The sequence below is a fragment of the Alteribacter keqinensis genome, assembly GCF_003710255.1.
Taxonomy (GTDB): Bacteria; Bacillota; Bacilli; order Bacillales; family Salisediminibacteriaceae; genus Alteribacter; species Alteribacter keqinensis.
On the sequence record NZ_RHIB01000007.1, the window covers coordinates 1 to 3,023 of the forward strand.

Annotated in this window: 1 rRNA gene; it reads right to left on the minus strand. The window is 52.8% G+C overall.

The annotated features are described in order from the left end of the window. Positions 1 to 2,894 (minus strand): 23S ribosomal RNA (locus EBO34_RS20350); the annotation flags it as partial. Positions 2,895 to 3,023: the final 129 nt, after the last annotated feature.

The window sequence follows — 3,023 nt, forward strand, 5'->3', positions numbered from 1 at the left end:
CATGTTGCCATGCTTCCACATGAGACCTATCAACCTCATCGTCTCTGAGGGATCTTACTTACTTAACGTAATGGGAAATCTCATCTTGAGGGGGGCTTCATGCTTAGATGCTTTCAGCACTTATCCCTTCCACACGTAGCTACCCAGCTATGCTCCTGGCGGAACAACTGGTACACCAGCGGTGTGTCCATCCCGGTCCTCTCGTACTAAGGACAGCTCCTCTCAAATTTCCTGCGCCCACGACGGATAGGGACCGAACTGTCTCACGACGTTCTGAACCCAGCTCGCGTACCGCTTTAATGGGCGAACAGCCCAACCCTTGGGACCTACTTCAGCCCCAGGATGCGATGAGCCGACATCGAGGTGCCAAACCTCCCCGTCGATGTGGACTCTTGGGGGAGATAAGCCTGTTATCCCCAGGGTAGCTTTTATCCGTTGAGCGACGGCCCTTCCATGCGGTGCCGCCGGATCACTAAGCCCGACTTTCGTCCCTGCTCGACCTGTATGTCTCGCAGTCAAGCTCCCTTATGCCTTTGCACTCTGCGAATGATTTCCAACCATTCTGAGGGAACCTTTGGGCGCCTCCGTTACTTTTTAGGAGGCGACCGCCCCAGTCAAACTGCCCACCTGACACTGTCCCCGAACCGGATCACGGTCCTGGGTTAGAATGTCAGTACAGCCAGGGTAGTATCCCACCGACGCCTCCACCGAAGCTGGCGCTCCGGCTTCCAAGGCTCCTACCTATCCTGTACAAGCTGTACCAAAATCCAATATCAAGCTACAGTAAAGCTCCATGGGGTCTTTCCGTCCTGTCGCGGGTAACCTGCATCTTCACAGGTAATATAATTTCACCGGGTCTCTCGTTGAGACAGTGCCCAAATCGTTGCACCTTTCGTGCGGGTCGGAACTTACCCGACAAGGAATTTCGCTACCTTAGGACCGTTATAGTTACGGCCGCCGTTTACTGGGGCTTCAATTCAGAGCTTCTCCCGTAAGGGATAACCCCTCCTCTTAACCTTCCAGCACCGGGCAGGTGTCAGCCCCTATACATCGCCTTGCGGCTTGGCAGAGACCTGTGTTTTTGATAAACAGTCGTTTGGGCCTTTTCACTGCGGCTCTTCCAGGCATACACCCGGATGAGCACCCCTTCTCCCGAAGTTACGGGGTCATTTTGCCGAGTTCCTTAACGAGAGTTCTCCCGCGCGTCTTAGAATTCTCTTCCCGCCTACCTGTGTCGGTTTGCGGTACGGGCACCTCTCACCTCGCTAGAGGCTTTTCTTGGCAGTGTAGGATCAGGAACTTCGGTACTTAAATTTCCCTCGCCATCACAGCTCAGCCTTCACGGCAAGCGGATTTGCCTGCTTGCCAGCCTAACTGCTTGGACGCGCATATCCAACAGCGCGCTTACCCTACCTTTCTGCGTCCCCCCATTGCTCAAACGGTGAGGAGGTGGTACAGGAATTTCAACCTGTTTGCCATCGCCTACGCCTTTCGGCCTCGGCTTAGGTCCCGACTTACCCTGAGCGGACGAGCCTTCCTCAGGAAACCTTAGGCTTTCGACGGAGGGGATTCTCACCCCTCTTTTCGCTACTCATACCGGCATTCTCACTTCCAAGCGCTCCACCAGTCCTCTCGGTCTGACTTCACGGCCCTTGGAACGCTCCCCTACCATTGTCCAAAGGACAATCCATAGCTTCGGTGATACGTTTAGCCCCGGTACATTTTCGGCGCAGAGTCACTCGACCAGTGAGCTATTACGCACTCTTTCAATGATGGCTGCTTCTAAGCCAACATCCTGGTTGTCTAAGCAACTCCACATCCTTTTCCACTTAACGTATACTTTGGGACCTTAGCTGATGGTCTGGGCTGTTTCCCTCTCGACTACGGATCTTAGCACTCGCAGTCTGACTCCCGAGGATAAGTAATTGGCATTCGGAGTTTGACTGAATTCGGTAATCCTGTAGGGACCCCTAGTCCAATCAGTGCTCTACCTCCAATACTCTCACCTCGAGGCTAGCCCTAAAGCTATTTCGGGGAGAACCAGCTATCTCCAAGTTCGATTGGCATTTCACCCCTACCCACACCTCATCCCCGCAATTTTCAACTTGCGTGGGTTCGGGCCTCCATCCAGTGTTACCTGGACTTCACCCTGGACATGGGTAGATCACCTGGTTTCGGGTCTACGACCACGTACTCATTCGCCCTGTTCAGACTCGCTTTCGCTGCGGCTCCGTCTTTTCGACTTAACCTTGCACGGGATCGTAACTCGCCGGTTCATTCTACAAAAGGCACGCTGTCACCCATTAACGGGCTCCAACTACTTGTAAGCACACGGTTTCAGGATCTGTTTCACTCCCCTTCCGGGGTGCTTTTCACCTTTCCCTCACGGTACTGGTTCACTATCGGTCACTAGGAAGTATTTAGCCTTGGGAGATGGTCCTCCCGGATTCCGACGGGGTTTCACGTGTCCCGCCGTACTCAGGATCCACTCCGGAGGGAACGAAGTTTCGGCTACAGGGCTGTTACCTTGTTTCGCGGATCTTTCCAGATCGCTTCACCTACTCCGTTCCTTTGTAACTCCAATGGAGTGTCCTACAACCCCAGAAGGCAAGCCTTCTGGTTTGGGCTGTTACCGTTTCGCTCGCCGCTACTCAGGTAATCGCATTTGCTTTCTCTTCCTCCGGGTACTAAGATGTTTCAGTTCCCCGGGTCTGCCTTTTATACCCTATGGATTCAGGTATAAATAACACGCCATTACGCGTGCTGGGTTCCCCCATTCGGAAATCTCCGGATCAAAGCTTACTTACAGCTCCCCGAAGCATATCGGTGTTCGTCCCGTCCTTCTTAGGCTCCTAGTGCCAAGGCATCCACCGTGCGCCCTTATTAGCTTAACCGTCGATGTTTCTCAGCCTTCTAAGACACTCGGTTGTTCTCTCAAACAACCGGTGAAACTCATAAAGAGTTTACTTTTAAAAATTTCTATCAGAAATTTGATGTCGTTACTGTTATCCAGTTTTCAAAGA